This is a genomic window from Pseudomonas sp. 13B_3.2_Bac1, from assembly GCF_025466205.1.
Lineage (GTDB): Bacteria > Pseudomonadota > Gammaproteobacteria > Pseudomonadales > Pseudomonadaceae > Aquipseudomonas > Aquipseudomonas fluorescens_H.
In genome coordinates, this window is record NZ_JANLOG010000047.1 from 61125 (window position 1) to 86677 (window position 25553).

The following is a 25553-nucleotide window of genomic DNA, read 5'->3' on the forward strand; positions in this document are numbered from 1 at the left end:
ATCCTGGCCCCCGCAGTATTCAGGTGACCGCCCATGAATGATTTACAGATCGACGACATTAAAACCGACGAAAACGCCGCCATGGTGTTGTTGGTGGACGATCAGGCGATGATCGGCGAGGCCGTGCGCCGTGGGCTGTCGAATGAAGAGAACATCGACTTCCACTTCTGCTCCGACCCGCACCAGGCCATCGCCCAGGCGGTACGGATCAAACCGACGGTAATCCTGCAGGATCTGGTGATGCCCGGCCTCGACGGCCTGAGCCTGGTGCGCGAGTACCGCAATCACCCGGCGACCAAGGACATCCCGATCATCGTCCTGTCGACCAAGGAAGACCCGCTGATCAAGAGTGCGGCGTTTTCCGCCGGGGCCAACGATTATCTGGTGAAACTGCCGGACACCATCGAGCTGGTAGCGCGCATCCGTTACCACTCGCGCTCCTACATGACCTTGCTGCAGCGGGATGCGGCGTACCGCGCGTTGCGCGTCAGCCAGCAGCAGTTGCTCGACACCAACCTGGTGCTGCAACGGCTGATGAACTCCGACGGCCTGACCGGGCTGTCCAACCGCCGGCACTTCGACGAGTATCTGGAGCTGGAATGGCGCCGTTCGCTGCGCGACCAGAGCCAGTTGTCGCTGCTGATGATCGACGTCGATTACTTCAAGTCCTACAACGACAGCTTTGGCCACGTCGAAGGCGACGAGGCGCTGCGCAAGGTCGCCACAGCGATCCGCGACGCCAGCGCCCGACCGTCGGATCTGCCGGCGCGCTACGGCGGTGAAGAGTTCGCCCTGGTGCTGCCGAACACCTCGCCGGGCGGCGCACGCCTGGTGGCGGAGAAACTGCGTCAGACCGTGGCGGCCTTGAAGATTCCGCACAATACCCCGAGCGACGGGGCGAGCCTGACCATCAGCATCGGCCTGGCGACCATGGTGCCGCAATCGGGCAGCGATTGCCGGCTGCTGATTTCGGCGGCGGATCGCGGGTTGTACCTGGCGAAGAACAATGGGCGTAATCAGGTGGGTATCGAATAGGTTCGCAATCCCCCTGTGGGAGCGGGCTTGCTCGCGAATGCGGAGTATCAGTCGACATCGATGCTTAATGACACACCGCCTTCGCGAGCAAGCCCGCTCCCACAGGGGATCTGCGTCAGGCCATGTCAAGTGAATCGCCTTAACAGCCGCCAGACGGGCTGCCGTGACAGCCTGATTACGTTATACTCGCCGGCTTTCAAAAGTTCGCCAACGAGTGCTGCCCGTCATGGAAATCAACCCGATCCTGAACACCATCAAGGACCTGTCCGAGCGCTCCGAAACTATTCGGGGGTATCTTTGACTACGATCAAAAGCATGAGCGTCTGACCGAGGTCAATCGCGAGCTTGAAGATCCGAGTGTCTGGAACAAACCTGAATACGCCCAGGAGCTGGGCCGCGAGCGCTCGGCGCTGGCGCAGATCGTCGATACCCTCGACGAACTGAACGGCGGTCTGGCCGATTGCCGCGACCTGCTGGACATGGCTGTCGAAGAAAACGACGAAGGTGCAGTGGGCGATGTCGTCGCCGAGCTGGCCCGTCTCGAGGAAAACCTCGCCAAGCTTGAATTCCGCCGCATGTTCAGCCACGAGATGGACCCGAACAACGCCTACCTGGACATCCAGGCCGGCTCCGGCGGTACCGAGGCCCAGGACTGGGCCAACATCCTGCTGCGCATGTACCTGCGCTGGGCGGACAAACGCGGTTTCGACGCGACCATCATGGAACTGTCGGCCGGTGAAGTCGCCGGTATCAAAGGCGCCACCGTGCACATCAAGGGCGAATACGCCTTTGGCTGGCTGCGTACCGAGATCGGCGTGCACCGTCTGGTGCGCAAGAGCCCGTTCGACTCCGGCAACCGTCGCCACACCTCGTTCTCTGCTGTTTTCGTCTCGCCAGAGATCGACGACAAGGTCGAAATCGAAATCAACCCGGCAGACCTGCGGATCGACACCTATCGTTCCTCCGGTGCCGGTGGTCAGCACGTAAACACCACCGACTCGGCCGTACGTATCACCCACGTACCGACCAACACCGTGGTCAGCTGCCAGAACGAGCGTTCCCAGCACGCGAACAAGGACACCGCCATGAAAATGCTGCGGGCCAAGTTGTACGAGCAGGAAATGCAGAAGCGAAACGCCGCGTCGCAAGCGCTGGAAGACACCAAGTCGGACATCGGCTGGGGTCACCAGATCCGTTCGTACGTGCTCGACGCGTCGCGGATCAAGGATCTGCGCACCAACATCGAACGCAGCGACTGCGACAAGGTGCTCGACGGCGACATCGACGAATACCTGGAAGCCAGCCTGAAATCGGGGCTGTAAAAGACGCACACAGGGGCGCTGATGCAACGCGATCCCTGTAGGAGCCAGCCCTGCTGGCGATTCCCGGGCCGCCAGGCCCGGGGGCAACGAACCTGATGGAATATCTAAAGACATGAGCGACCAACAACTCGACCCGCAAGCCCTGCAACAGGAAGAAAACTCGCTGATCGCCCTGCGCAAGGAAAAGCTGGCTGCCGAGCGCGCCAAGGGCAACGCCTTCCCGAACGACTTCCGCCGCGAAAACTACTGCGAAGATCTGCAGAAGAAGTACGCGGACAAGACCAAGGAAGAGCTGGCCGAGGCTGCTATCCCGGTCAAGGTTGCCGGTCGCATCATGCTCAACCGTGGCTCGTTCATGGTGATCCAGGACATGACCGGTCGCATCCAGGTCTACGTCAACCGTAAAACCCTGTCCGAAGACACCCTGGCCGCCGTCAAGACCTGGGACATGGGCGACATCATTGCCGCCGAAGGCACCCTGGCGCGTTCCGGCAAGGGCGACCTGTACGTCGAAATGACCAATGTGCGCCTGCTGACCAAGTCGCTGCGCCCGCTGCCGGACAAGCACCACGGCCTGACCGACACCGAACAGCGATACCGTCAGCGTTACGTTGACCTGATCGTCAACGAAGACGTGCGCCAGACCTTCCGCGTACGCTCGCAAGTGATCGCGCACATCCGCAGCTTCCTGATGAAGCGCGACTTCCTCGAAGTCGAAACGCCGATGCTGCAGACCATTCCTGGTGGCGCCGCAGCCAAGCCGTTCGAAACCCACCACAACGCGCTGGACATGGAAATGTTCCTGCGTATCGCGCCTGAGCTGTACCTCAAGCGTCTGGTGGTTGGCGGTTTCGAAAAAGTGTTCGAGATCAACCGCAACTTCCGTAACGAAGGCGTCTCGACGCGTCACAACCCTGAATTCACCATGTTGGAGTTCTACCAGGCTTACGCCGACTACGAAGACAACATGGACCTGACCGAAGAACTGTTCCGCGAACTGGCGCAGCTGGTTCTGGGCAGCACCGACGTGCCGTACGGCGACAAGGTGTTCCACTTCGGCGAGCCGTTTGCCCGTCTGTCGGTGTTCGACTCGATCCTCAAGTACAACCCTGAGCTGACCGCCGATGACCTGAACGACATCGACAAGGCCCGCGCCATCGCCAAGAAGGCCGGCGCCAAGGTGCTGGGCTTCGAGGGTCTGGGCAAGCTGCAGGTGATGATTTTCGAAGAGCTGGTCGAGCACAAGCTGGAGCAGCCGCACTTCATCACCCAGTACCCGTTCGAAGTGTCGCCGCTGGCCCGTCGCAACGACGAGAACCCGAACGTCACCGACCGTTTCGAGCTGTTCATCGGCGGCCGTGAAATCGCCAACGCCTATTCCGAGTTGAACGACGCGGAAGACCAGGCCGAGCGCTTCATGGCGCAGGTGGCCGACAAGGACGCCGGCGACGACGAAGCCATGCACTACGACGCCGACTTCGTGCGTGCGCTGGAGTACGGCATGCCGCCAACGGCCGGTGAAGGTATCGGCATCGACCGTCTGGTGATGTTGCTGACCAACTCGCCGTCGATCCGCGATGTGATCCTGTTCCCGCACATGCGACCGCAAGCGTAAACGTTTCAGTTAAAAAGCCGCCTAAAACAGGCGGCTTTTTATTGCCTGTCTGGTACAAATGTATCAATTGGTTACTTTTGAAATAGCAGAGGAAGTCCAGTCGTGATGGTTGCAATCGCTCAAGAAGGTGCAGCGGGTATCGCCACTGCGGTCGCTGAAAGTGTTCAGTACCAGGGCCGCAAGGCCAGCCGACAGGGCAGCGAGCAGCGTCGTCAGGACATTCTCGACGCGGCGATGCGCATCGTCGTGCGTGACGGCGTGCGTGCCGTACGCCACCGGGCGGTGGCGGCCGAGGCCGGTGTGCCGCTGTCGGCCACCACCTATTACTTCAAGGATATCGATGACCTGCTCACCGATACCTTCGCTCAATACGTCGAGCGCAGCGCGGCCTACATGGCCAAGCTGTGGATCAACAACGAAGGCCTGCTGCGCGAGATGGTCGTCAGTGGCGACGGCAGCCCCGAGTCGCGCTCGAAACTGGCGGACGACATCGCGCGGCTGATGGCCGACTATGTGCACCGGCAACTGGTCAATCGCCGCGAGCATCTGATGGCCGAGCAGGCGTTCCGCCAGGAAGCGCTGCTCAACCCGCGTCTGGCGGATCTGGTGCGCTCGCATCAGCAGATTCTGCTGCAGGGCACCTGCCAGTTGTTCCAGGTGCTGGGCTCGCGTGAACCGCAGCAAGATGCCAAGGTGTTGACGGCGATTATCGGACGGATGGAATATCAGGGCCTGCTCAACGACGCCGAGCCTTTGGCCGAACAGGACATGCTCGGGATTCTGACGCGGTACATGCATCTGGTCCTCGCCTCGGTGTAACAACTGATGGAAATCCCCTGTGGGAGCGGGCTTGCTCGCGAAGGCGGTATCACATTCAACGCTTCAGTTGACTGACCCACCGCCTTCGCGAGCAAGCCCGCTCCCACAAGGGGACTGAGCCGGATCATCAGGGCGACGCGTGTTCATAGGGAGTGTTGAATGAAAGCCTGGCGTGGCGTGCTGATCGCCTTGTCGTTCCTGCTGCTCAGTGGCTGTCTGGTGACCTTCAAGGATCCGCTGCCTGCCAGTGCCCCGGCGCCCAAGGGGTTGCTGGGCACATGGTCGAGCACCAATGCCTGGGGCGAGCCGATGAACCTTGAGCTGACCCGCGTCGGCACTGATCGCTATCAGGCCATCACCTGGTTCAAGGCCAGACCCCACGAGCGCGAGGCGTACCCGTTCACCGTGTCGCACCATGGCAGTCGCTGGTACATGTCGGCGAAAGTGCCGGCGCGTTACGGTGGCCAATACACCATCGCCGGTTTCGAACTCACCGACAAACACGAGTTGGTGGTGTACAGCCTCGATCTCGAACAGATCAATCAGGCGATCAAACAGAAAACCCTCGACGGTCAGCCATTCCCGACCGACGATGGTGACGGCGTGCAGGTCGACAGCAGTCTCGACAAGGTCTTTGCTTACCTCGACGATCCGGCCAATTCCGATGCATTCGTCGAAGCCGCACGCTATCAGCGCCAGGCCCGCGCCAAATAATTCAGTTTTCTACAGGAGTTTCGGGTGGACGATTACCAGCAGACGATACGCACGCTGTCCGATCGCATTGTGCTGGCGCAGACGCCGATCCGCGTGCTCGATGCGGTGAAGTGGGACGAGAATATCCGCAAGGGTTTTCTCAAGGCCAAGGGCAAGGAAATGCCGGCGGTGGATCGCGACTACTACCTCAATCGGCCGCTGTCCTTCGATTCGAGCAAGGTCAAACTGGAATTCCAGAACATCGAGCGCGACATCACCCGCCAGCTCGGCCAGTTCAACCCGGTCGGGCAGATCATGCGGCGCATGTGCAAGGAATACCGCATGGTGGTGCGCATGCTCGAAGCGCGCGGTACCGAGGATTTCGGGCTGATCTCGCAAGAGCTGTACGGCGCCGCCTCCGATGCGTTTCACGCCGGCGACCCGACCCTGGCCGACCTCGGCCTGATGATGTCCGACTACCTGAACAACATTGATGGCCGGGGCGACCTGAAGGACGAGCCGAAGATCCTCACCGCCAAGGACGCCGTGCACCTGCTGCAAACGCGTTTGAACAAGGTGTTCGGCGAGGCCGAGGAAACCATCCGCGTGTTCGAGTCCGACGGGATTGTCGCCGACGCGGCGGCGGGCGCCGACTACATCAAGATCCGCACCGACGCGCTGTTCAACGACCGCGACGTGCGTGCACTGGAAGTCCACGAAGGCCTGGTGCATGTCGGCACCACCCTCAACGGCTTGAACCAGCCGATCTGCACCTTCCTGTCCAAGGGCCCGCCCTCGTCGACGGTAACCCAGGAAGGCCTGGCGATCCTGATGGAAATCATCACCTTCGCCTCCTACCCGAGTCGCCTGCGCAAGCTGACCAACCGTACCCGCGCGATTCACATGGTCGAGGAGGGCGCGGACTTCTTGCAGGTGTTCGAGTTCTTCCGCGAGCAGGGTTTTGAAATGGCCGAAAGCTACGGCAACGCCAGTCGGGTGTTCCGTGGTTCGACCCCGACCGGCCTGCCATTCACCAAAGACTTGTCCTATCTCAAGGGCTTTATCATGGTTTACAACTACATTCAGTTGGCCGTGCGTAAAGGCAAGCTCGAACAGGTGCCGCTGCTGTTCTGCGGCAAGACCACCCTGGAGGACATGCGTACCCTGCGACAGTTGGTCGATGAAGGTCTGGTGGTGCCGCCGAAGTATTTGCCGGAACAGTTTCGCGACATGAACGCGCTGTCGGCGTGGATGTGCTTCTCCAACTTCCTCAATCACCTGAGCCTGGACCGGATCGAGGCGGATTATTCCAATATCCTCTAGGCGATGAGTTACCCCTGTGGGAGCGAGCTTGCTCGCGAAAGCGGTCTGCAATTCAGCCTGAATGTCGACTGATACTCCGCCTTCGCGAGCAAGCTCGCTCCCACAGGGTCATGTGTTTTGCTAATTTCCTTCGCGAGGTTTCACCGGATGAGAATCCTCGGCATCCTTTGCCTGCTCCTGACCCTCGGCGGTTGCAGTTCGTTGTTGTTCTACCCCGAGCCGGGCCAGATCTTCACCCCGGAAAAAGCCAAGCTCGAATACCGTACCGTCACGCTGACCACGGCTGACGGCCTCAAGCTCAACGCCTGGTGGCTGCCGGCCAAACCCGGTGTCGAGGTCAAGGGCACGGTTCTGCACCTGCACGGCAATGGCGGCAATCTGCCGATGCACCTCGGCGGCAGTTGGTGGTTGCCGAAAAACGGCTATCAGGTGCTGCTGGTGGACTATCGCGGGTATGGCTTGTCGGAGGGGGAACCGAGCCTGCCGGCGATCTATCAGGACATCGACGCCGCGTTCGCCTGGCTGGATCAGGCGCCCGAGGTCAAAGGCAAGCCGCTGATCCTGCTCGGTCAGAGCCTCGGCGGCTCAATGGCTGTGCACTGGCTGGCGCAGCACCCCGAGCGGCAAAAACAGCTCAAGGCTTTCGTGCTCGATGGTGTGCCCGCCAGTTACCGCAGCGTCGGCCAGTACGCCCTCAGCACCTCATGGCTGACCTGGCCGTTCCAGGTGCCGCTGTCGTGGCTGGTGCCGGACGGCGACAGCGCCATCCACTCGATGCCGCAGCTCAAGGGCGTGCCGAAACTGATCTTTCACAGCATCGACGACCCACTGGTGCCAATGTCCAACGCCATCCGCCTGTATCAGGCAGCGCCGCCACCGCGTGTGCTGCAACTGACCCGCGGCGGCCACGTGCAGACCTTCGGTGATCCGCTCTGGCGCCAGGTGATGCTGCGTTATCTGGAAGACCCCGAGCATTTCAACGGCCTGCGCCGCCTCGGCGAGATCCCGAACTACCCGCAACCCCCGAATTCTGAAAATGAGAGTCCGCAATGACTGAAGAACGTAACGCCATCCCGCTGATCATCACCGGTATCTGCAGCATCCTCGGCACGGTCGGTGCCCTGTGGTACTACGGTTACCTGCACTTCGCCAAACCCGAGGATGCGCTGCTGCTCAACGAATTCACCATGCTCAAGACCGTGCCGGGTGAAGACTACAAAATCTCGCTGGACCCGGCGCCGCAAGTGGCGCAGTGCATCGATGGCGTGCTGGTGCTGTTTGATACCGAGCAGAAAGGCCTGACCGGTGTGCTGATCAACGCGCAGAAAAAAGCCGTGCGCTGCATGGGGCAGGAAACCCCGCAGAAACTCGAGCAATAACCCGATCAAAACTGTGGGAGCGGGCTTGCTCGCGAAAGCGGTGTGTCAGTCACTCTATATTCCGACTGATCCACCGCTTTCGCGAGCAAGCCCGCTCCCACAGGGGAATATGTATGGCCAAAAAAAGCCCCGCCTGACTGAGTCAGGCGGGGCTTTTGCGTTACTGCGTGACGCTTAGTTCGAGCTGACGGCCGAACGTGGCAGCACTGGCTGGTTGTCGTTGGAAATGGTCACTTCCACACGACGGTTCATCGCACGGCCCGAGACGCTGCCGTTGTCGGCAACCGGGTATTCCTTGCCATAACCCTGAACCACGATGCGCGAAGGATCTACGCCCATCTTGATCAGTGCGACTTGAACCGAGGTCGCACGACGCTCGGACAGCGACTGGTTGTAAGACGCCGCGCCGGTGCTGTCGGTGTAGCCTTCGACGATCACTTTGCGATCAGGGTTTTCCTGGAGGAATTGCGCCAGTTTGTTGATGTTCACCAGACCGCTGGATTTCAGGTCAGCCTTGTTGGTGGCGAACAGCACGTCACCGAAGGTCACCAGGGTACCGCGATCAGTCTGCTTGGCGTTCAGGCTGTTCTGCAGCTGTTTGATCTGCTGATCGCGAGCGTCCAGACGGGCCTGGGCACGTTGCGCGGCAGCGTTCTTCAGGTTGTTTTCAGCGGTGCGCAGGGCGATGGTCTGCTTGGCCACTTCCACGCGCTGGTTGGTCAGGTAGGCCAGTTGGTCAACCTTGGCAGCGTCTTGCTTGTCCAGATAAGCCTTGTCGGCCTTGTCCAGGTAATCGCTGGCGTCCTTGGTTTCCAGGGCAGCGACTTTGCTGGCCTGTGGGTTGGCCTGCAGGCCGGCGTAGTTGGTGCGCGCCTGTTCCAGGTTCGGGTTAGGCGGAGTGGAGCAGGCAGCCAGGGCAACGCTTGCGGCCAGAAGAGCGGGGATCATCAGTTGCTTACGCATAATTTGTCGTCCTTTCTATCGATAAAAGTTTCAGCTTTGCGATTCGGGATGCGCGCTTACTGCACGGTGCGCTGACTTTCCTGACGCAGTTCCTGAACACCTTTCTGGGAATCCTTCAGAGCCTGTTCGGCCTTGGCGGCCTGAGCCTTGCGTTCTGCTACACGCGCATCCCATTCGGCCTGTTCGGCGAGGGTGCGAGCCTGTTCATACTTCTTGTCGTGCATGGCGATTTCGGCTTGTTTCAGCTTGTCCTGCGCCTGCTTCATTTCCACCGCAGCAAACTCGGTACCACCGGCGCTGACGGCGCTGTTGACCGCCGATTGGGTCACGGCGTACTGCTCGGTCGGTGGGTTACCGGCGCAACCGGCCAGAACGAAGCTGGTACCGATAGCCAGAGCAGCCAGTTTCAGACCGCGCAGGTGGGAGAACGAGGTTTGGGTCTTCATGGTCTTCAACTCCATTGTTTAACTCCTGATAAAACTGAAAATCCATCCTGGTCGAGGAGCCGCGAGCGTCGTGTAAAGCGAGTTTTTGAAACGCTCGTTCCAGGCGTGGTTACAGCTTCCGACCGGAGGCGTTTTTCAAAAGTTCAGAAAAGATGGCCTATCGCCAAATTTTTTTTTGACCAAACGGACAAGGCTCTAAACCGGGAACTTTGGAGGCGGGGAGAGGTACGCGCGAGTAAAAAATGTACGATTTTTGAAATTGAACACGATCAATGTGGGAGCGAGCTTGCTCGCGAATGCGGTGAATCAGTCGCTATCAATGTCGGCTGAAATACCGCATTCGCGAGCAAGCTCGCTCCCACAGTTTGATCTTTGTTGTGTCAGTGTTTTTGCTTGCCGGCAGCGGCGGATAAATCCTGCAGATGCCGGCGAGAAAGCGCCAGAAACCGCGGTGTCGGCCCGACGTCTTCATACAGCGGATCACCTTCCTCATCGGTGGCGACCACGGTCGAACCTTTCACATACGGCAGGCTCGCCTCGAATTCTTCGAGCGCGGCGCCGATCAGTTCGCCGAGCAGTTCTTCCGGGTGGCGTTTGGGGTACATCTCGGCAATCGCCGCCAGCCGCGCAGCGGCCTCGACGTCCAGATGAATCGTGTAGCCGGTGTCGGTCAGGCGACCCTTGGCGTTTTCTTCCCAATGCTGGGCGAGTTCACGGATTTTCATGATGACCTCATTTCGTGCCTGCTCGTGGCAGGCCTGGGTGAGTGTCCGGCGGGGCCGGCGGCAAGCCGTTGTACGGCTTGCTATTGAGACTAGCTCCAAGCCCCAAGGTTTAAAGTCCCTTCGTCGTCTGCTTGTAAGAAGCGCCGTAGAGCGGCACTCTCTGGGCAAAGCATTCGTTTCTGAGCCGTCCCGATTACCGCTGGAGAACTGCTGATGACCGATATTGATGCACGCTTGCGCGAGGACGTTCACCTGTTGGGTGAGCTGTTGGGCAATACCATCCGCGACCAGTACGGCGAGGGATTTCTCGACAAGATCGAGCAGATCCGCAAGGGCGCCAAGGCCGACCGGCGTGGCTCGATGGACGCCGAACTCAGCGCCAGCCTCAATCAGTTGAGTGAAGACGAACTGCTGCCGGTGGCGCGGGCGTTCAACCAGTTTCTCAACCTGGCGAACATCGCCGAGCAGTATCAATTGATTCATCGTCGCGAAGAGTCGCAGCCGGCGCCGTTCGAATCCCGCGTGCTCCCGGAACTGCTCGCCCGCCTGCGCAATGAAGGCCACAGCGCCGAATCCCTGGCCCGGCAACTGGCGCGCCTGGAAATCGAACTGGTGCTGACCGCGCACCCCACTGAAGTGGCGCGGCGCACGTTGATCCAGAAATACGATGCGATTGCCGGACAACTGGCCGCTCAGGATCATCGCGACCTGACCAGCGCCGAGCGCGAGCAGATCCAGAACACCCTGCAACGGCTGATCGCCGAAGCCTGGCACACCGAAGAAATCCGCCGCACCCGGCCGACCCCGGTCGACGAGGCCAAGTGGGGGTTTGCGGTGATCGAACACTCGCTGTGGCAGGCGATTCCCAACCACATGCGCAAGGCCGATCAGGCGTTGTTTGCTGCCACCGGCCTGCGTTTGCCACTGGAGGCGGCGCCGATCCGCTTTGCTTCGTGGATGGGCGGCGACCGTGACGGCAACCCGAACGTCACGGCAGCGGTGACCCGCGAGGTGCTGTTGCTGGCGCGCTGGATGGCTGCCGATCTGTACCTGCGCGATGTCGATCACCTGGCCGCTGAACTGTCGATGCAGCAGGCCAGCGACGCGCTCAAGGCCAAGGCCGGCGACAGCGCCGAACCCTATCGGGCGGTGCTCAAGCAATTGCGCGAACGCCTGCGCGCCACGCGCAACTGGGCACAGGCGTCGCTGACGGCCAGCACGCCGGCACCGGCTGACGTGTTGCACAACAACCGCGATCTGCTCGATCCGCTGGAACTGTGTTTCAACTCGTTGCACGAATGCGGCATGGGCGTGATCGCCGACGGGCCGTTGCTCGATTGCCTGCGCCGGGCGGTGACCTTCGGCCTGTTCCTGGTGCGCCTCGATGTGCGTCAGGATTCGACGCGACACAGCTCGGCGATGACTGAAATCACCGACTACCTCGGCCTCGGTCGCTACGAAGACTGGGACGAAGAACAGCGCATCAGCTTCCTCACCCGCGAATTGAGCAATCGTCGGCCACTGCTCCCGGCGCATTTCAAACCGTCCGCCGACACCGCTGAAGTGCTCGCCACCTGCAAGGAAATCGCTGCCGCACCGAGTGCATCGCTGGGTTCCTACGTGATCTCGATGGCAGGCGCCGCCTCCGACGTGCTAACGGTGCAACTGCTGCTCAAAGAGTCCGGTGTGCTGCGGCCGATGCGCGTGGTGCCGCTGTTCGAAACCCTCGCCGACCTCGACAACGCCGGGCCGGTGATGGAGCGTCTGTTGCTGCTGCCGGGCTACCGCGCCAGGCTGCAAGGCCCGCAGGAAGTGATGATCGGTTATTCCGACTCGGCCAAGGATGCCGGCACCACCGCTGCGGCCTGGGCGCAATATCGCGCCCAGGAGCGGCTGGTGGAGATCTGCCGCGAGCAGCAAGTCGAACTGCTGTTGTTCCATGGTCGCGGTGGCACCGTGGGCCGTGGCGGCGGTCCGGCGCACGCGGCGATCCTGTCGCAGCCGCCGGGGTCGGTGGCGGGGCGCTTCCGCACCACCGAGCAGGGCGAAATGATTCGATTCAAATTCGGCCTGCCAGACATCGCCGAGCAGAACCTCAATCTGTATCTGGCTGCCGTGCTGGAAGCGACGTTGTTGCCGCCACCGCCACCGACGCCCGAATGGCGCCACCTGATGGATGAACTGGCCGCCGACGGCGTCGCCGCGTATCGCGCCGTGGTGCGGGAAAATCCGCAGTTCGTCGAGTATTTCCGCCAATCGACGCCGGAGCAGGAGTTGGGACGTCTGCCCCTCGGCAGCCGCCCAGCCAAGCGCCGTGCCGGCGGCATCGAAAGTCTGCGGGCGATTCCGTGGATTTTCGGCTGGACCCAGACCCGTCTGATGCTGCCGGCCTGGCTCGGCTGGGAAACCGCGTTGAGCAAGGCGCTGGCGCGTGGCGAGGGCGAACTGCTCGGGCAGATGCGCGAACAGTGGCCGTTCTTCCGCACCCGTATCGACATGCTGGAAATGGTTCTGGCCAAGGCCGACGCCGACATCGCGCTGTCGTACGATCAGCGTCTGGTCGAGCCGGACTTGCTGCCGTTGGGCGCGCAGTTACGCGACCTATTGTCGCAGGCGTGCGCGGTGGTACTCGGCCTGACCGGCCAGTCGCAGCTGCTGGCACATAGCCCGGACACCCTGGAATTCATCCGTCTGCGCAACACCTATCTCGATCCGCTACATCTATTGCAGGCCGAACTGTTGGCCCGTTCGCGGCAACAGAATGTCGAGCAGGGCAGCCCGGTGGAACAGGCGCTGCTGGTGTCTGTGGCGGGGATCGCCGCCGGTTTGCGTAATACCGGCTAAGGTTTTTGCTGTCGTGTCAGGCGCCCGGTGCACAGGCCGGGTGTCGCTTTGTATACGGGGAGCAAGTGCGGGCAGGCGACAGTTAGTGATGGGGTTGCGACTTGGCTCACCGGCTCGCAAGGTCGCGGCAGGCGGCGGTTTCTCCGACTTTTGGCGTCTTGTGTGGGCGCAGCCTGCTGTGTATCTTGATCAGCCTTTGGCCGTTTGTGCGGCCACGACCCATATTTTTAAGATCCGCCCCAAGAGGCGAATCCTGTTGTTTTCTATATAAAAAATTGAGGAGCACATCGATGCGCGTCATTCTGCTGGGAGCTCCCGGGGCCGGTAAAGGTACTCAGGCTAAGTTCATCACCGAGAAATTCGGCATTCCGCAAATCTCCACCGGCGACATGCTGCGTGCTGCGGTCAAGGCCGGCACTCCGCTGGGCGTTCAAGCCAAGAGCATCATGGATGCCGGCGGTCTGGTGTCGGATGACCTGATCATCGCGCTGGTGCAGGATCGCATCGCTCAACCAGACTGCGCCAACGGCTTTCTGTTCGACGGTTTCCCGCGCACCATTCCACAGGCCGAAGCACTGGTAACCGCCGGTGTCGAGCTGGACGCCGTGGTTGAAATCGCTGTTGAGGACGAAGAAATCGTTCAGCGTATCGCCGGTCGTCGCGTTCACGAGGCCAGCGGCCGCGTTTACCACATCGTCTACAACCCGCCGAAAGTGGCTGGCAAAGACGACGTTACCGGCGACGATCTGGTGCAGCGCAAGGACGACACCGAAGAAACCGTGCGTCATCGCCTGTCGGTCTACCATTCGCAGACCAAGCCGCTGGTGGACTTCTACCAGAAGCTCTCCGCTGCCAACGGCAAGCCGAAGTACAGCCACATCCCGGGCGTTGGTTCGGTGGAAGCGATCACCGCCAAGGTGCTCGAAGCGCTGAGCTGAAAAAGCTGATTGGCTGCATCATCCTCGGCCCGCTTGCGGGCCGTAGTTGTTTATACTGACGCACTTTTTCCACCACCTGTTTTGGATACATCGATGAGCACCTTGCTGGCCCTGGACACCGCGACCGAAGCTTGCTCCGTTGCCTTGCTGCATGACGGCAAGGTCACGAGCCATTACGAGGTGATCCCGCGTTTGCACGCGCAGAAACTGCTGCCGATGATCCAGCAACTGCTGGCCGATGCCGGCACCACGCTGCAAGCGGTGGACGCCATCGCGTTCGGTCGCGGGCCGGGTGCGTTTACCGGCGTGCGGATTGCCATCGGCGTGGTGCAGGGGCTGGCGTTCGCGCTGGATCGTCCGGTGCTGCCGGTGTCGAACCTGGCCGTACTGGCGCAACGTGCGTATCGCGAACACGGCGTGAGCCAGGTTGCGGCGGCCATTGATGCGCGGATGGATGAAGTGTATTGGGGCTGCTACCGCGAAACCGCGGGCGAGATGCGTCTGGTCGGTGTCGAAGCGGTACTGCCGCCGGAAGTGGCGGCATTGCCGGCCGATGCCAGCGGCGAATGGTTCGGTGCCGGTACCGGTTGGGGCTATGGTGAGCGGATCGCGGTCAGTCTGTCCGGTCAGGACGCCGGCATGCTGCCTCACGCTGAAGACCTGCTGACCCTGGCGCGGTTTGCCTGGGAACGCGGTGAGTCGATCCCTGCCGATGATGCGCAACCGGTTTATCTGCGCGACAAAGTCGCCACCCCGAAGGCTCGCTGATTCACCACAAAACCTGTGGGAGCGGGCTTGCCCGCGAAGAGGCCATGTCAGTCTCTATCCAGGTGCCTGACACACCGCTTTCGCGAGCAAGCCCGCTCCCACAGATCCGGTGTTCACTTAAAGTCACTGCCAATCGTCAGTTTCCAACCCCGGGCTTTAAACCTTTTACGCTTTATGTGTTCTAGTTATCACTCGGCAGTTTGCTAAGTCGGTCAAGTGCCGCTAAATTGCCATCATCGATACCGAGCATGAATTTATGCGTATAGACGGCCTCTCCTCTCAGTCCTACCCCATCAAGCGCAAGCCTCGCAAAGGCAATGTGGCGCTGGATGAATCCGTCGACGATATCGACGGCGAGCTGGAATTCCCGACTGAAGAGCAACTGGCCGCCCGCGCTGCCAAAGCCTCCGCACAACGCCTTGCCAATCTGCCTGCCCGTCAGCAAGACATGATTTATCACCGCGCCATGAGCAAAAGCGTAGCGATGGCCCTCGCCAGCTACCTGAGCACCGCCGGTTTTGTCGATTGGGATGCGGATGTGCTGGGCCTCGACCTGTACATCTGATGGATCTGCCTTACTACCTCGGTTGTCCGTCCTGGAGTGAAAACGCCTGGCGCGAGTATCTGTACCCCGAAGACGCCAAGACCTCCGACTTCCTCGCTCTTTACTCCCAAGTGTTCAACGCCGTCGAAGGCAACACGACCTTCTACGCCAGCCCGTCGCCGGCCACCGTGCAGCGCTGGGCCGAGACCATGCCCGAAAACTTTCGCTTCACCGCCAAGTTCCCCGGCGACATCAGCCACAGCGGTGACCTGCGCGATCAACTGACTGCCGCCGAAACTTTCGTCAACCTGCTCAGCCCGCTCGGCGAACGTGTTTCGCCGCTGTGGCTGCAACTGTCGAAAAGCTTCACCCCGCATCGGCTGCCGGAGCTGACCGCGTTCATCGACGCGCTGGACCGGCCGCTGGCGGTAGAAGTGCGTCACGAGCAGTTCTTCGCCAAGGGTGAGAGCGAACGCCTGCTCAATCGCTTGCTGCTCGACCGTGGCTTAGAACGCATCTGCCTCGATCCACGGGCGCTGTTCAGTTGCCTGTCGACAGAGTCTTCGGTGATCCACGCGCAATCTAAAAAGCCCCGGGTACCGACCCGTCCGGCGGCGTTCACCCAGTTCCCGCAGGTGCGCTTCATCGGCCACCCCGAGCTTGAGGCCAACGACCCGTTCCTGGTGCCATGGGTGGCGAAAATTGCCGAGTGGATCGAAGAGGGCCGCACGCCCTACATCTTCCTGCACACCGCCGACAACGTCATGGCGGCGAAGCTGGCGCAACGTTTTCACGCACAATTGATGCAACGTTTGCCTGGCCTGCCATCCCTGCCTGAGCTATACAGAGAACCCGCCGCCGAGCAACTCGGCTTGCTCTGAGGCGGATTTTCCCTGCTCAGGAGCCTGCCGATGGACGCCCACGCCCGTAACGAACAAGCCCGCAAAGCCCAAGCCTTCAAAGCCCTGCATGAAGGTGCGGGGATTTTCGTGATTCCCAACCCGTGGGATGCCGGCTCGGCGAAGATGCTCGCCAGTCTGGGCTATCAGGCGTTGGCGACCACCAGTGCCGGTTACGCATTTTCCCAAGGCAAGGCCGACGGCGCCTTGAGTCTCGATGACACCCTGGCCAATGTCCGGGCAATTGTCGCGGCCACCGATCTGCCGGTGGCGGTGGACCTGGAAAACGGTTTCGCCGATGACCCGGCCGAGTGCGCCAAAAGCTTGCTGCGTGCCGCCGAGGCCGGCGCGGTGGGCGGTTCGATCGAGGACGCCACGGGCCGTGCCGACGCACCGATTTACTGCTTTGAACATGCCGTGGCACGTATCGAAGCCGCCGTCGCCGCCGTGCGCACACTGCCATTTCCTTTCACCCTGACCGCTCGCGCGGAAAACTACCTGCACGGCAATCCCGATATCCACGACACCATTCGCCGCCTGCAAGCCTTCGCCGAGGCCGGCGCCGACGTGCTGTACGCGCCGGGTTTGCGTAACGCCGAAGAGGTGCTGGCGGTGGTGCGCGCAGTGGCGCCGAAGCCGGTCAATGTGTTGATGTCCGGCGGTTTGAAACTGACCGTGAAGGATCTCGAAGAAATGGGCGTGCGGCGCATCAGTACCGGTTCGGCATTGGCCCTGGCGGCGTTCGGTGAGTTCTTCCGCGCGGCAGAAGAAATCCAGCAGCACGGCACGTTCGGCTTCACGTCGCAATCGATGCCTTACGCCAAGGCCAATCAGTTTTTCAAAGGCTGAGCATGGGCCGCTGGATCGCGCTGTCGGTACTGTTGATGATTGCTGGCGCCGTGGTCAGCGTCTGGCGTGGCTGGCTCGACGTACCGGCCGAGTGGAATCCGTGGGCGCCGCTGGACGTGAAGGCCGCGCCGAACTGGCTGACCGGTTTCAAACTGATGCGCCTGCGCGGCAATCCCGAGTTATGCGCACAAGTCCTGAGCAGCTCGGGTCTGCGGGTCACAGCGCAAGCCGACAGCCCCGACGCCAAGTGTCCTTTGATTGACGCCGTGCGCGTGCAGGGCGGCGAGGTGGCGCTGAGCAGCAGCTTCCTCGCCAGTTGCCCGCTGGCGGTGGCTTACGCGATGTTTGAGCGGCATACCCTGCAACCCGCCGCGCAATCTGTTTACGGGCAGAGGGTGGCGCGGCTTGATCACCTCGGCAGCTTTGCCTGTCGCAATGTCTATAACCGCGAGAGCGGGGCGCTCAGCCGGCATGCCAGTGCCGATGCGCTGGACATTGCCGGTTTTCGTCTGGCGGACGGGCGCAGCATCAGCGTGCTCAAGGACTGGCCGAAACAGAATCAGGACGCACGGTTTCTGCGGCAGGTGCGCGACGGCGCCTGCGAGGCGTTCAGTGTGGTGTTGAGTCCGGATTACAACGCCGCCCATCGCAATCACTTCCATGTCGATGTCGGGCGCTGGAGCGTGTGTCGCTGAGGTGTCAGGCGGCGAGGCGCAGGTTCTGCAGGACGATCGGGCGCGCCCAGCCGTTATCGAAGTCCAGTGCCTTCTGTTGCTCGGCAATTTCTTCCGGCGGGAACGGCGGATAAGGTTTTTGCAGCAGATCGAGATCGAATTCGGCAATCGGCAGGTACAGCGGCTTTTTCTGCGGCGCCGGGCCAGGCTCTGGCACAGGCTGACCGTTGTTGATCACGATCGGCCGGACCCAACTGCTGTCGAAATCCTGCTGCTCTTGCTGAGCCTTGAGTTCTTCTGGCGGGAACGGTGGGAACGGCTTGTCCAGCAGATCGGTTTCGAACTCGGCGATCGGCAGGAACAGCGGCTCCGGCGGACGCACTTCGGTGTCGACCACGTCGCACTGACGCTGCTCGACGATGTGCGCGTGCAGCTCGCTGCCCAGGGTCGGTTCTTCCGGGCTGTTCAGGTCAACCGGTGGAAAGGTGCCACAGGCCGGCACCACATCACTCGTCTGTTCGGCCAGAGCCTGGGCAAAGAAATCCTGCCACAGGTGACTGACGCCGCCCAATGCTTGAGTGTTATGACGGCTGAAGTCGCCCTTGGGCGAAATGTAGCCAATCGATGTGGGAAGAATGCCTGACATTTTTTTCGGTTGACGCTCAGCTCTGGCAAAATGCGCGTTGATTGGTTTATCGGCCACTTTTTGCCGATCCTTAACTTTTTTGAGCGTGTTTTCATGATTGAGCAACCCGCGGCCTGCCGCATCCATGTCCAGGCCCTTGCCCCGACGTTTGAAGCGCAGGCCGAGCAGTGGGCCGAGCGTCTGGGCCTGCCGCTGCAGGTGGCCGACGGCGAGTTCGCCTTGCAGGTCGGCGAGCAGGGTTTGCAGCTGCAACAGCTCGGCCCGGATGCACCGGGGCCGGTGCGCGTGGACTTCGTCGAGGGTGGCGCGGCGCATCGGCGTCTGTACGGTGGCGGCAGCGGGCAGATGATCGCCAAGGCGGTCGGTATCGCCCAAGGCGTGCGCCCACGGGTGCTGGATGCCACGGCGGGGCTGGGCAAGGACGCGTTCGTGCTGGCCAGTCTGGGCTGCGAGATGAGCCTGATCGAGCGTCAGCCGTTGATCGGCGCGTTGCTGGAGGATGGTCTGGCGCGGGCGGCGGAAGATTTCGACGTGGCGCCGATTGTCGCGCGGATGAAGCTGCTCAAGGGCAACTCCATCGAAGTCATGCGCAACTGGGAGGGCGAGCCGCCGCAGGTGATCTACCTCGACCCGATGTTCCCGCACCGCGAGAAAACCGCGCTGGTGAAGAAGGAAATGCGCCTGTTCCGGCCACTGGTCGGGGATGATCCGGATGCACCGGCGCTGCTCGAAGCGGCATTGGCACTGGCGACGCATCGGGTGGTGGTCAAGCGTCCGCGCAAGGCGCCGTGCATCGAGGGGCCGAAACCGAGCCATGCGCTGGATGGTAAATCCAGTCGGTATGACATTTACCCGAAGAAAGCGTTGAAACCCTGAGACCGAGTTGCGTCCATTCGCGAGCAAGCTCGCTCCCACATTTGAAATGCAATCCAATGTGGGAGCGAGCTTGCTCGCGAAGGCGTCCGCAAAAACACCGCAGAATCAGGGCCGATACGCCCGCATGAACAACCCCACCACTTCCTGCACATGACTCTCTGAAGCCTCTTCGCTCAGCGGCTCACCGCAGCAATACAGCAAGCGAAAATTCCCCGCGCCCTTGATCAGGCAGAAGAAATGCTCGGCCGCATTACGCGGCTGATCGATGCGCAGCGCGCCGGTTTCGTCGATGCGTTTCAGCAGTCGCTCCATCCCTTGCACCATGCGCTCGGGACCGGCTTCGAAGAAAATCTGCGACAGCTTCGGATCTTGCGTACCCAGCGCCATCATCAAGCGGTGCAGATTCACCGACTCGTCGCTGTTGATCAGCTGATGAAAGCCCCGGGCAATGTTCAGCAACACTTTTTCCACGGGGATTCCGGCGGGCAATTCGAAGAACAGCGGCGGTAGCTGCTCCTCGCATTTGGCCATCACGGCGGAGGAGAACAGCGTCTCCTTGTCGTTGAAATGGCTGTAAACCGTCAGTTTCGACACGCCAGCCTCGGCGGCCACCGCGTCCATGCTGGTGTTGGCGTAGCCGTGACTCAGAAACAGGGTTTTCGCCGCATCGAGGATCGCCCGGCGCTTGGCCGGGTCCTTCGGACGGCCCGGACCGTTTGGAGCTGAAAGATTGTTCGACATTCTTCGCTTTTAATACTGGACTGGTGAGTTTGCTATTAATACCATACCGGCCAGTATAAATATTCCAAGCACCATTAGCGAAAGGTCCGTCACCATGTTCCGCCATGCGTTGTCGTTTGCCGTGCCAGTCAGCCTGGCTTTTTTATTGTCCGCGTGCGGTCAGGAAGAGGCGACGCAAGTCAGCGTTCGACCGGCCATGGTGGTGCAGCCAGAGCCTTCGGCGCAGGCGATGGAAAGTTATCCGGGCGAAGTACGCGCGCGCTACGAACCCGATCTGGCGTTCCGCATTGGCGGCAAAGTCAGCCGACGACTGGTCGAAGAAGGTCAGCGGGTCAAAGCCGATCAGCCACTGGCCGAACTCGATCCGCAGGATGTGCGCCTGCAACTGGAAGCCACCCGCGCACAGGTCGCCGCCGCTGAAGCCAATCTGAATCTGGTGCGCGCCGAGCGTGACCGCTACAAGACCCTGATGGAGCGGCAGATGGTCAGCCGTTCCGCCTACGACAATGCGGAAAACCTCTACCGCTCCGGCGAAGCCCGTCTCAAGCAGATCAAAGCCGAATTCAACGTCTCGACCAACCAGGCCAGTTACGCCGTGCTGCGCGCACCGCAGGACGGCGTGGTGGCCAAGCGTTCGGTGGAAGTCGGGCAAGTGGTTGCCGCCGGGCAAACCGTGTTCACCCTCGCCACTGATGGCGAGCGCGAAGTGTCGATCAGCCTGCCGGAGCAGAGCTTCGGGCGGTTCAAGGTCGGCCAGCCAGTGTCCGTTGAACTGTGGACCCAGCAGAACCAGCGCTTCGCCGGGCAGATTCGTGAACTGTCGCCGGCAGCCGATCCGAAATCCCGTACCTTCGCTGCACGCATCTCGTTCACCAGTGGCAAGGTCCCGGCGGAACTCGGCCAGAGCGCCCGGGTGTTTGTGCAATCGGCGGATGCCGTGCCGCTGTCGGTGCCGCTCTCGGCCCTCACCGCGGAAAACGGCGCGACCTACGTCTGGGTCGTCAGCGCCAATAACACCCTGAAAAAGACCCCGGTGCGCATCGGCCCGTTCGGCGAGAAAAGCGTGCCGGTGCTCGAAGGCCTCAACGCCAGCGACTGGGTAGTCGCCGCCGGCGTTCACGTATTGCTCGAAGGTCAGCAGGTGCGGCCTGTGGATCGCTCCAACCGTGTGGTCAATCTGGCGGACAAGGAGTAAGTCCCGATGCGCTTCAACCTTTCTGAATGGGCGCTGCGTAATCGCCAGATCGTACTGTTCCTGATGCTTTTGCTGGCCATCGTCGGCGCCTTGTCCTACACCAAACTCGGCCAGAGCGAAGACCCGCCGTTCACCTTCAAGGCCATGGTCATCCAGACCCGTTGGCCGGGGGCGACTGCGCAGGAAGTCTCGCGTCAGGTCACTGAACGCATCGAAAAGAAACTGATGGAAACCGGCGAGTACGAACGCATCGTGTCGTTCTCCCGCCCGGGTGAATCCCAGGTCACCTTTATTGCCCGCGACTCCATGCATTCTGTGGACATTCCCGAGCTCTGGTATCAGGTGCGCAAGAAGGTCAGCGACATTCGCCAGACCTTGCCGCCGGGGATTCAAGGGCCGTTTTTCAACGATGAATTCGGCACCACCTTCGGCAATATCTACGCGCTGACCGGCGACGGTTTCGACTACGCGGTGCTCAAGGATTACGCCGACCGTATCCAGATCCAACTGCAACGGGTCAAGGATGTCGGCAAGGTCGATCTGCTCGGTTTGCAGGACGAGAAGATCTGGGTCGAGCTGTCCAACGTCAAACTCGCCACCCTTGGCTTGCCACTGGCGGCGGTACAGCAGGCGCTGGAAGAACAGAACGCGGTGTCCACCGCCGGCTTCTTCGAGACCGGCAGCGAGCGTGTGCAGCTACGGGTCTCGGGGAATTTTCAGACGGTCGACGAGATCAAGAATTTCCCGATCCGGGTCGGTGATCGGACGTTCCGCATCTCCGATGTCGCCGACGTGCGTCGCGGTTTCAACGATCCACCGGCGCCCCGCATGCGCTTCATGGGCGAAGACGCCATCGGTCTTGCGGTGGCGATGAAGGACGGCGGCGACATTCTGGTGCTGGGTAAAGCGCTGGAGGGCGAATTCTCGCGCCTGCAAAAGAACCTCCCGGCCGGCATGCAGCTGCGCAAGGTGTCCGACCAACCGGCAGCGGTGAAAACCGGTGTCGGCGAATTCGTCCAGGTGTTGGTCGAGGCGCTGGCGATCGTGTTGCTGGTGAGCTTCTTCTCCCTCGGTGTGCGCACCGGCATGGTGGTCGCGCTGACCATTCCACTGGTGCTGGCGATGACCTTCGCCTGCATGTATTACCTCGGCATCGGTCTGCACAAGATCTCTCTCGGCGCGTTGGTGCTGGCGTTGGGGTTGCTGGTGGACGATGCGATCATCGCTGTGGAAATGATGGCGATCAAAATGGAGCAGGGCTTCGACCGGATCAAGGCTGCGAGCTACGCCTGGACCAGTACCGCGTTCCCGATGCTCACCGGCACGCTGATCACCGCCGCCGGCTTCCTGCCGATTGCCACCGCGCAGTCCGGCACTGGCGAATACACCCGTTCGATCTTCCAGGTGGTGACCATCGCGTTGCTCGCCTCATGGGTGGCGGCGGTGATGTTCGTGCCGTATCTGGGGGAAAAACTCTTGCCGGATCTGGCGAAGATTCATGCCGCCAAACACGGTACGACCGACGGGCATGCCGACCCGTATGGCACGCCGTTCTATCAACGGGTCCGGCGTCTGGTGGAGTGGTGCGTCGCGCACCGTAAAACCGTGATTGTGCTGACGGTGGGGCTGTTTATTGCGTCGGTGATGCTGTTCCGTTTCGTGCCGCAGCAGTTCTTCCCGGCCTCCAACCGGCTCGAATTGATGGTCGATCTGAAACTGGCTGAAGGGGCGTCGCTGGCCAACACCACGGCCGAGGTCAAACGGTTGGAGGCGATGCTCAAGGATCACGCCGGCATCGACAACTATGTGGCGTATGTCGGCACCGGTTCGCCGCGGTTCTACCTGCCGCTGGATCAACAACTGCCGGCGGCGAGCTTCGCCCAGTTTGTGGTGTTGGCGAAAAACATCGAGGAGCGCGAGACCCTGCGCACCTGGTTGATCGACACGTTGAACGAGCAATTCCCGGCCTTGCGTTCGCGGGTCACGCGTCTGGAAAACGGCCCGCCGGTTGGCTATCCGGTGCAGTTCCGCGTCACCGGTGAACACATCGAAGAGGTCCGCGCCTTGGCGCGCAAAGTGGCGGCCAAGGTGCGCGAGAACCCGCACGTGGTCAACGTGCACCTGGATTGGGAAGAACCGAGCAAGGTGGTGTACCTGAACATCGATCAGGACCGTGCCCGGGCGCTCGGTGTGAGCACGGCCAATCTGGCGAAATTCCTCCAGAGTTCGCTGACCGGGTCGAGTGTCAGCCAGTACCGCGAGGACAACGAACTGATCGAGATTCTGCTGCGCGGCACCGTGCATGAGCGCACCGAGTTGTCGCTGTTGCCGAGCCTGGCGGTGCCGACGGATAACGGGCGCAGTGTGGCGTTGTCGCAGATTGCCACGCTGGAATATGGGTTTGAGGAAGGCGTCATCTGGCATCGCAATCGGTTGCCAACGGTGACGGTGCGCGCGGACATTTACGGCAAGGAGCAGCCGGCGACGCTGGTGCAGCAGATTCAGCCGACGCTGGATCCGATTCGCGCCGAATTGCCTGACGGGTATCTGCTGGATGTTGGCGGTACGGTGGAGGACTCGGAGCGTGGGCAGAAGTCGGTGAATGCCGGGGTGCCGATGTTCATTGTGGTGGTGCTGACGTTGCTGATGGTGCAACTGCGCAGTTTTTCGCGCACGGCGATGGTGTTTCTGACGGCGCCGCTGGGGTTGATCGGGGTGGTGTTGTTTCTGATGGTGTTCCGCCAGCCGTTCGGGTTTGTGGCGATGCTGGGGACGATCGCGCTGTCGGGGATGATCATGCGTAACTCGGTGATTCTGGTGGATCAGATCGAGCAGGATATTGCTTCGGGGCTCAGGCCCTGGCAGGCGATTATCGAGGCGACGGTGCGGCGGTTTCGGCCGATCGTTTTGACGGCTTTGGCGGCGGTGTTGGCGATGATTCCTTTGTCGCGCAGTGTGTTTTTTGGGCCGATGGCGGTGGCGATTATGGGGGGGTTGATTGTGGCTACGGCTTTGACGCTTTTGTTTTTGCCTGCTTTGTATGCGGCTTGGTTCCGAGTGCGTCGCGACGCTTGATGGTTTTGGACTTGGCGGCCTTTGGGCCGACCATGTTCCTGGGGTTTTGGGGGTTTATCCGTTTTTTGGGGTGTGGCGGCTGGCGGTTTCGCCCTTACGGCTAGTCACTTTTCCAGACGCCGAAAAGTAACCAAAAGGCTTGGCCCCGGCGTCCGGCCCTCGCTTAGGCTCGGGTTCCTTCGTTGCGGGGTTCATCCGGGGGCATCGCCTCCGGTTTGCTTCGCTGCACCTCCTCTCGATGCATTTGGCTTCGCCAAACGGTCGCTGCGCTCCCACCCCCGGATGAACCCCTCCACTCAGCCTGCCGATGGGGCCGGCACGGCAAGATCAAGAGCTGCAGCCGAGCTTGCGCTCATCCTGTTGAGTGGTGAAAAGCATGTGGTCGGCTTTTGCTTTTCTGTAGGAGTGAGCCTGCTCGCGATGGCGGCCTACGAGCCGACCAATCTCCAACTACCAGCACCCAATCCAAAATGTGGGAGCTGGCTTGCCAGCGATGGCGGCCTACGAGCCGAACAATCTCCAACTGCCTGCACCCAATCCAAAATGTGGGAGCTGGCTTGCCAGCGATGGCGGCCTATGAGCCGATCAATCTCCAACTGGCTGCACCCAATCCCATTGTAGGAGTGAGCCTGCTCGCGATGGCGGCCTGACAGCCGACCAATCTCCAACTACCTGCACCCAATCCAAAATGTGGGAGCTGGCTTGCCAGCGATAGCGGCCTATGAGCCGATCAATCTCCAACTGCCTGCACCCAATCCCACTGTAGGAGTGAGCCTGCTCGCGATGGCGGCCTGACAGCCGACCAATCTCCAACTACCTGCACCCAATCCAAAATGTGGGAGCTGGCTTGCCAGCAATAGCGGCCTACGAGCCGACCAATCTCCAACTGCCTGCACCCAATCCAAAATGTGGGAGCTGGCTTGCCAGCGATGGCGTCCTATGAGCTGACCAATCTCCAACTACACTACACCAAATCCAACTGTGGGAACTGGCTTGCCAGCGATGGCGGCCTACGAGCCGACCAATCTCCAACTGCCTGCACCCAATCCAACTGTGGGAGCGGGCTTGCTCGCGAAGAGGCCCCCCCAGCCACCCTACCTCTTTGGTCTGTTTAAAAATCGCTAGCTGAGCTGTCGGTTAACCGCATCCTCGATCAAGTCGATCCGCAAGGCTGACCCACAATA

23 protein-coding genes are annotated in these 25553 nt (G+C 61.2%); 18 read left to right on the forward strand and 5 right to left on the reverse strand.

The window, feature by feature from the left end; translation table 11 throughout:
* Window positions 1-33: 33 nt before the first annotated feature.
* The 8 genes from NTD85_RS07975 (at window position 34) to NTD85_RS08015 (ending at window position 8186) form a co-directional block, all read left to right on the forward strand.
* Complete coding sequence (locus tag NTD85_RS07975; RefSeq protein ID WP_201135705.1) at window positions 34-1035, forward strand: PleD family two-component system response regulator; 1002 nt, start codon at window positions 34-36, stop codon at window positions 1033-1035.
* Window positions 1036-1261: 226 nt separating this feature from the next.
* Window positions 1262-2357 (forward strand): peptide chain release factor 2 gene (gene prfB, locus NTD85_RS07985; protein WP_103485386.1). Its coding sequence is split into 2 segments (ribosomal slippage): window positions 1262-1333 and window positions 1335-2357, totalling 1095 coding nucleotides; the frame shifts between segments, so codons are not numbered across the junction.
* A 112-nt stretch (window positions 2358-2469) separates the two neighbouring features.
* Entirely contained in the window at window positions 2470-3972 is a 1503-nt protein-coding gene (lysS, locus tag NTD85_RS07990; RefSeq protein WP_003222049.1) for a lysine--tRNA ligase, read from the forward strand.
* A 105-nt stretch (window positions 3973-4077) separates the two neighbouring features.
* Window positions 4078-4791 (forward strand): TetR/AcrR family transcriptional regulator, encoded by a 714-nt coding sequence (locus tag NTD85_RS07995; RefSeq protein WP_003222051.1) that lies wholly within the window; start codon window positions 4078-4080, stop codon window positions 4789-4791.
* A 159-nt stretch (window positions 4792-4950) separates the two neighbouring features.
* Complete coding sequence (locus NTD85_RS08000) at window positions 4951-5505, forward strand: hypothetical protein (protein ID WP_262141902.1); 555 nt, start codon at window positions 4951-4953, stop codon at window positions 5503-5505.
* A gap of 24 nt (window positions 5506-5529) precedes the next feature.
* On the forward strand, window positions 5530-6807 hold the full coding sequence (locus NTD85_RS08005) for a flavohemoglobin expression-modulating QEGLA motif protein (RefSeq protein WP_003222055.1): 1278 nt from the start codon (window positions 5530-5532) through the stop codon (window positions 6805-6807).
* A gap of 147 nt (window positions 6808-6954) precedes the next feature.
* Complete coding sequence (locus NTD85_RS08010) at window positions 6955-7860, forward strand: alpha/beta hydrolase (RefSeq protein WP_262141903.1); 906 nt, start codon at window positions 6955-6957, stop codon at window positions 7858-7860.
* Window positions 7857-8186, forward strand: coding sequence for a hypothetical protein (locus tag NTD85_RS08015; RefSeq protein WP_003222058.1), 330 nt, complete (start codon window positions 7857-7859; stop codon window positions 8184-8186). The genes NTD85_RS08010 and NTD85_RS08015 overlap by 4 nt, the downstream gene beginning before the upstream one ends.
* 174 nt (window positions 8187-8360) lie before the next feature.
* Here the strand turns inward: NTD85_RS08015 and NTD85_RS08020 are convergent, their stop codons facing one another.
* The 3 genes from NTD85_RS08020 to NTD85_RS08030 form a co-directional block, all read right to left on the reverse strand.
* Window positions 8361-9149, reverse strand: coding sequence for an OmpA family protein (locus NTD85_RS08020; RefSeq protein ID WP_003222060.1), 789 nt, complete (start codon window positions 9147-9149; stop codon window positions 8361-8363).
* A gap of 56 nt (window positions 9150-9205) precedes the next feature.
* Window positions 9206-9610 carry a DUF4398 domain-containing protein gene (locus NTD85_RS08025; RefSeq protein ID WP_003222062.1) on the reverse strand — a complete coding sequence of 135 codons (405 nt, stop codon included), beginning with the start codon at window positions 9608-9610 and terminating at the stop codon, window positions 9206-9208.
* Between the two features lie 365 nt (window positions 9611-9975).
* The gene (locus NTD85_RS08030; protein ID WP_003222064.1) at window positions 9976-10320 is read right to left on the reverse strand and encodes a hypothetical protein; all 345 of its coding nucleotides are present in this window, start codon (window positions 10318-10320) and stop codon (window positions 9976-9978) included.
* Between the two features lie 213 nt (window positions 10321-10533).
* Here NTD85_RS08030 and ppc point away from each other — a divergent pair, with 213 nt between their 5' ends.
* From ppc to NTD85_RS08065, 7 genes are all read left to right on the forward strand, one after another.
* Window positions 10534-13164: a phosphoenolpyruvate carboxylase gene (gene ppc, locus NTD85_RS08035; RefSeq protein ID WP_262141904.1), complete on the forward strand. Its 2631-nt coding sequence runs from the start codon at window positions 10534-10536 to the stop codon at window positions 13162-13164.
* A 290-nt stretch (window positions 13165-13454) separates the two neighbouring features.
* On the forward strand, window positions 13455-14102 hold the full coding sequence (gene adk / locus NTD85_RS08040; protein WP_003222067.1) for an adenylate kinase: 648 nt from the start codon (window positions 13455-13457) through the stop codon (window positions 14100-14102).
* Between the two features lie 93 nt (window positions 14103-14195).
* Window positions 14196-14870, forward strand: coding sequence for a tRNA (adenosine(37)-N6)-threonylcarbamoyltransferase complex dimerization subunit type 1 TsaB (gene tsaB / locus NTD85_RS08045; RefSeq protein WP_103485391.1), 675 nt, complete (start codon window positions 14196-14198; stop codon window positions 14868-14870).
* 256 nt (window positions 14871-15126) lie between these two features.
* Window positions 15127-15435 (forward strand): hypothetical protein, encoded by a 309-nt coding sequence (locus NTD85_RS08050; RefSeq protein ID WP_003222071.1) that lies wholly within the window; start codon window positions 15127-15129, stop codon window positions 15433-15435.
* The gene (locus NTD85_RS08055; protein WP_262141905.1) at window positions 15435-16295 is read left to right on the forward strand and encodes a DUF72 domain-containing protein; all 861 of its coding nucleotides are present in this window, start codon (window positions 15435-15437) and stop codon (window positions 16293-16295) included. Before NTD85_RS08050 ends, NTD85_RS08055 begins: the two co-directional genes overlap by 1 nt.
* A gap of 30 nt (window positions 16296-16325) precedes the next feature.
* Complete coding sequence (locus NTD85_RS08060) at window positions 16326-17162, forward strand: oxaloacetate decarboxylase (protein ID WP_262141906.1); 837 nt, start codon at window positions 16326-16328, stop codon at window positions 17160-17162.
* A gap of 2 nt (window positions 17163-17164) precedes the next feature.
* Window positions 17165-17857 carry an extensin family protein gene (locus tag NTD85_RS08065; RefSeq protein WP_262141907.1) on the forward strand — a complete coding sequence of 231 codons (693 nt, stop codon included), beginning with the start codon at window positions 17165-17167 and terminating at the stop codon, window positions 17855-17857.
* Between the two features lie 4 nt (window positions 17858-17861).
* On the opposite strand, the gene NTD85_RS08070 is transcribed toward NTD85_RS08065, so the two are convergent.
* Window positions 17862-18482: an energy transducer TonB gene (locus tag NTD85_RS08070; protein ID WP_103485399.1), complete on the reverse strand. Its 621-nt coding sequence runs from the start codon at window positions 18480-18482 to the stop codon at window positions 17862-17864.
* A 93-nt stretch (window positions 18483-18575) separates the two neighbouring features.
* On the opposite strand from NTD85_RS08070, the gene NTD85_RS08075 reads away from it, so the two are divergent.
* Window positions 18576-19358, forward strand: coding sequence for a class I SAM-dependent methyltransferase (locus NTD85_RS08075; protein ID WP_103485395.1), 783 nt, complete (start codon window positions 18576-18578; stop codon window positions 19356-19358).
* Between the two features lie 105 nt (window positions 19359-19463).
* Here NTD85_RS08075 and NTD85_RS08080 read toward each other — a convergent pair whose 3' ends face one another.
* Window positions 19464-20099, reverse strand: coding sequence for a TetR/AcrR family transcriptional regulator (locus NTD85_RS08080; protein ID WP_045122312.1), 636 nt, complete (start codon window positions 20097-20099; stop codon window positions 19464-19466).
* A 94-nt stretch (window positions 20100-20193) separates the two neighbouring features.
* Here NTD85_RS08080 and NTD85_RS08085 point away from each other — a divergent pair, with 94 nt between their 5' ends.
* Window positions 20194-21294, forward strand: coding sequence for an efflux RND transporter periplasmic adaptor subunit (locus NTD85_RS08085; RefSeq protein WP_262141908.1), 1101 nt, complete (start codon window positions 20194-20196; stop codon window positions 21292-21294).
* A gap of 6 nt (window positions 21295-21300) precedes the next feature.
* The gene (locus tag NTD85_RS08090; RefSeq protein ID WP_262141909.1) at window positions 21301-24369 is read left to right on the forward strand and encodes an efflux RND transporter permease subunit; all 3069 of its coding nucleotides are present in this window, start codon (window positions 21301-21303) and stop codon (window positions 24367-24369) included.
* Window positions 24370-25553 lie beyond the last annotated feature (1184 nt).

What these genes read in the sequence shown, in the direction of transcription:
- NTD85_RS08055 (WP_262141905.1), top strand. Translation starts at nt 15,435, where the DNA reads ATGGATCTGCCTTACTACCTCGGTTGTCCGTCCTGGAGTGAAAACGCC.
- NTD85_RS08050 (WP_003222071.1), top strand. Translation starts at nt 15,127, where the DNA reads ATGCGTATAGACGGCCTCTCCTCTCAGTCCTACCCCATCAAGCGCAAG.
- NTD85_RS08090 (WP_262141909.1), top strand. Translation starts at nt 21,301, where the DNA reads ATGCGCTTCAACCTTTCTGAATGGGCGCTGCGTAATCGCCAGATCGTA.
- NTD85_RS07995 (WP_003222051.1), top strand. Translation starts at nt 4,078, where the DNA reads ATGGTTGCAATCGCTCAAGAAGGTGCAGCGGGTATCGCCACTGCGGTC.
- NTD85_RS08075 (WP_103485395.1), top strand. Translation starts at nt 18,576, where the DNA reads ATGATTGAGCAACCCGCGGCCTGCCGCATCCATGTCCAGGCCCTTGCC.
- NTD85_RS08085 (WP_262141908.1), top strand. Translation starts at nt 20,194, where the DNA reads ATGTTCCGCCATGCGTTGTCGTTTGCCGTGCCAGTCAGCCTGGCTTTT.
- NTD85_RS08060 (WP_262141906.1), top strand. Translation starts at nt 16,326, where the DNA reads ATGGACGCCCACGCCCGTAACGAACAAGCCCGCAAAGCCCAAGCCTTC.
- NTD85_RS08065 (WP_262141907.1), top strand. Translation starts at nt 17,165, where the DNA reads ATGGGCCGCTGGATCGCGCTGTCGGTACTGTTGATGATTGCTGGCGCC.
- NTD85_RS08030 (WP_003222064.1), bottom strand. Translation starts at nt 10,320, where the DNA reads ATGAAAATCCGTGAACTCGCCCAGCATTGGGAAGAAAACGCCAAGGGT.
- NTD85_RS08020 (WP_003222060.1), bottom strand. Translation starts at nt 9,149, where the DNA reads ATGCGTAAGCAACTGATGATCCCCGCTCTTCTGGCCGCAAGCGTTGCC.
- NTD85_RS07975 (WP_201135705.1), top strand. Translation starts at nt 34, where the DNA reads ATGAATGATTTACAGATCGACGACATTAAAACCGACGAAAACGCCGCC.
- tsaB (WP_103485391.1), top strand. Translation starts at nt 14,196, where the DNA reads ATGAGCACCTTGCTGGCCCTGGACACCGCGACCGAAGCTTGCTCCGTT.
- NTD85_RS08025 (WP_003222062.1), bottom strand. Translation starts at nt 9,610, where the DNA reads ATGGAGTTGAAGACCATGAAGACCCAAACCTCGTTCTCCCACCTGCGC.
- NTD85_RS08070 (WP_103485399.1), bottom strand. Translation starts at nt 18,482, where the DNA reads ATGTCAGGCATTCTTCCCACATCGATTGGCTACATTTCGCCCAAGGGC.
- NTD85_RS08000 (WP_262141902.1), top strand. Translation starts at nt 4,951, where the DNA reads ATGAAAGCCTGGCGTGGCGTGCTGATCGCCTTGTCGTTCCTGCTGCTC.
- ppc (WP_262141904.1), top strand. Translation starts at nt 10,534, where the DNA reads ATGACCGATATTGATGCACGCTTGCGCGAGGACGTTCACCTGTTGGGT.
- NTD85_RS08080 (WP_045122312.1), bottom strand. Translation starts at nt 20,099, where the DNA reads ATGTCGAACAATCTTTCAGCTCCAAACGGTCCGGGCCGTCCGAAGGAC.
- NTD85_RS08015 (WP_003222058.1), top strand. Translation starts at nt 7,857, where the DNA reads ATGACTGAAGAACGTAACGCCATCCCGCTGATCATCACCGGTATCTGC.
- lysS (WP_003222049.1), top strand. Translation starts at nt 2,470, where the DNA reads ATGAGCGACCAACAACTCGACCCGCAAGCCCTGCAACAGGAAGAAAAC.
- NTD85_RS08010 (WP_262141903.1), top strand. Translation starts at nt 6,955, where the DNA reads ATGAGAATCCTCGGCATCCTTTGCCTGCTCCTGACCCTCGGCGGTTGC.
- adk (WP_003222067.1), top strand. Translation starts at nt 13,455, where the DNA reads ATGCGCGTCATTCTGCTGGGAGCTCCCGGGGCCGGTAAAGGTACTCAG.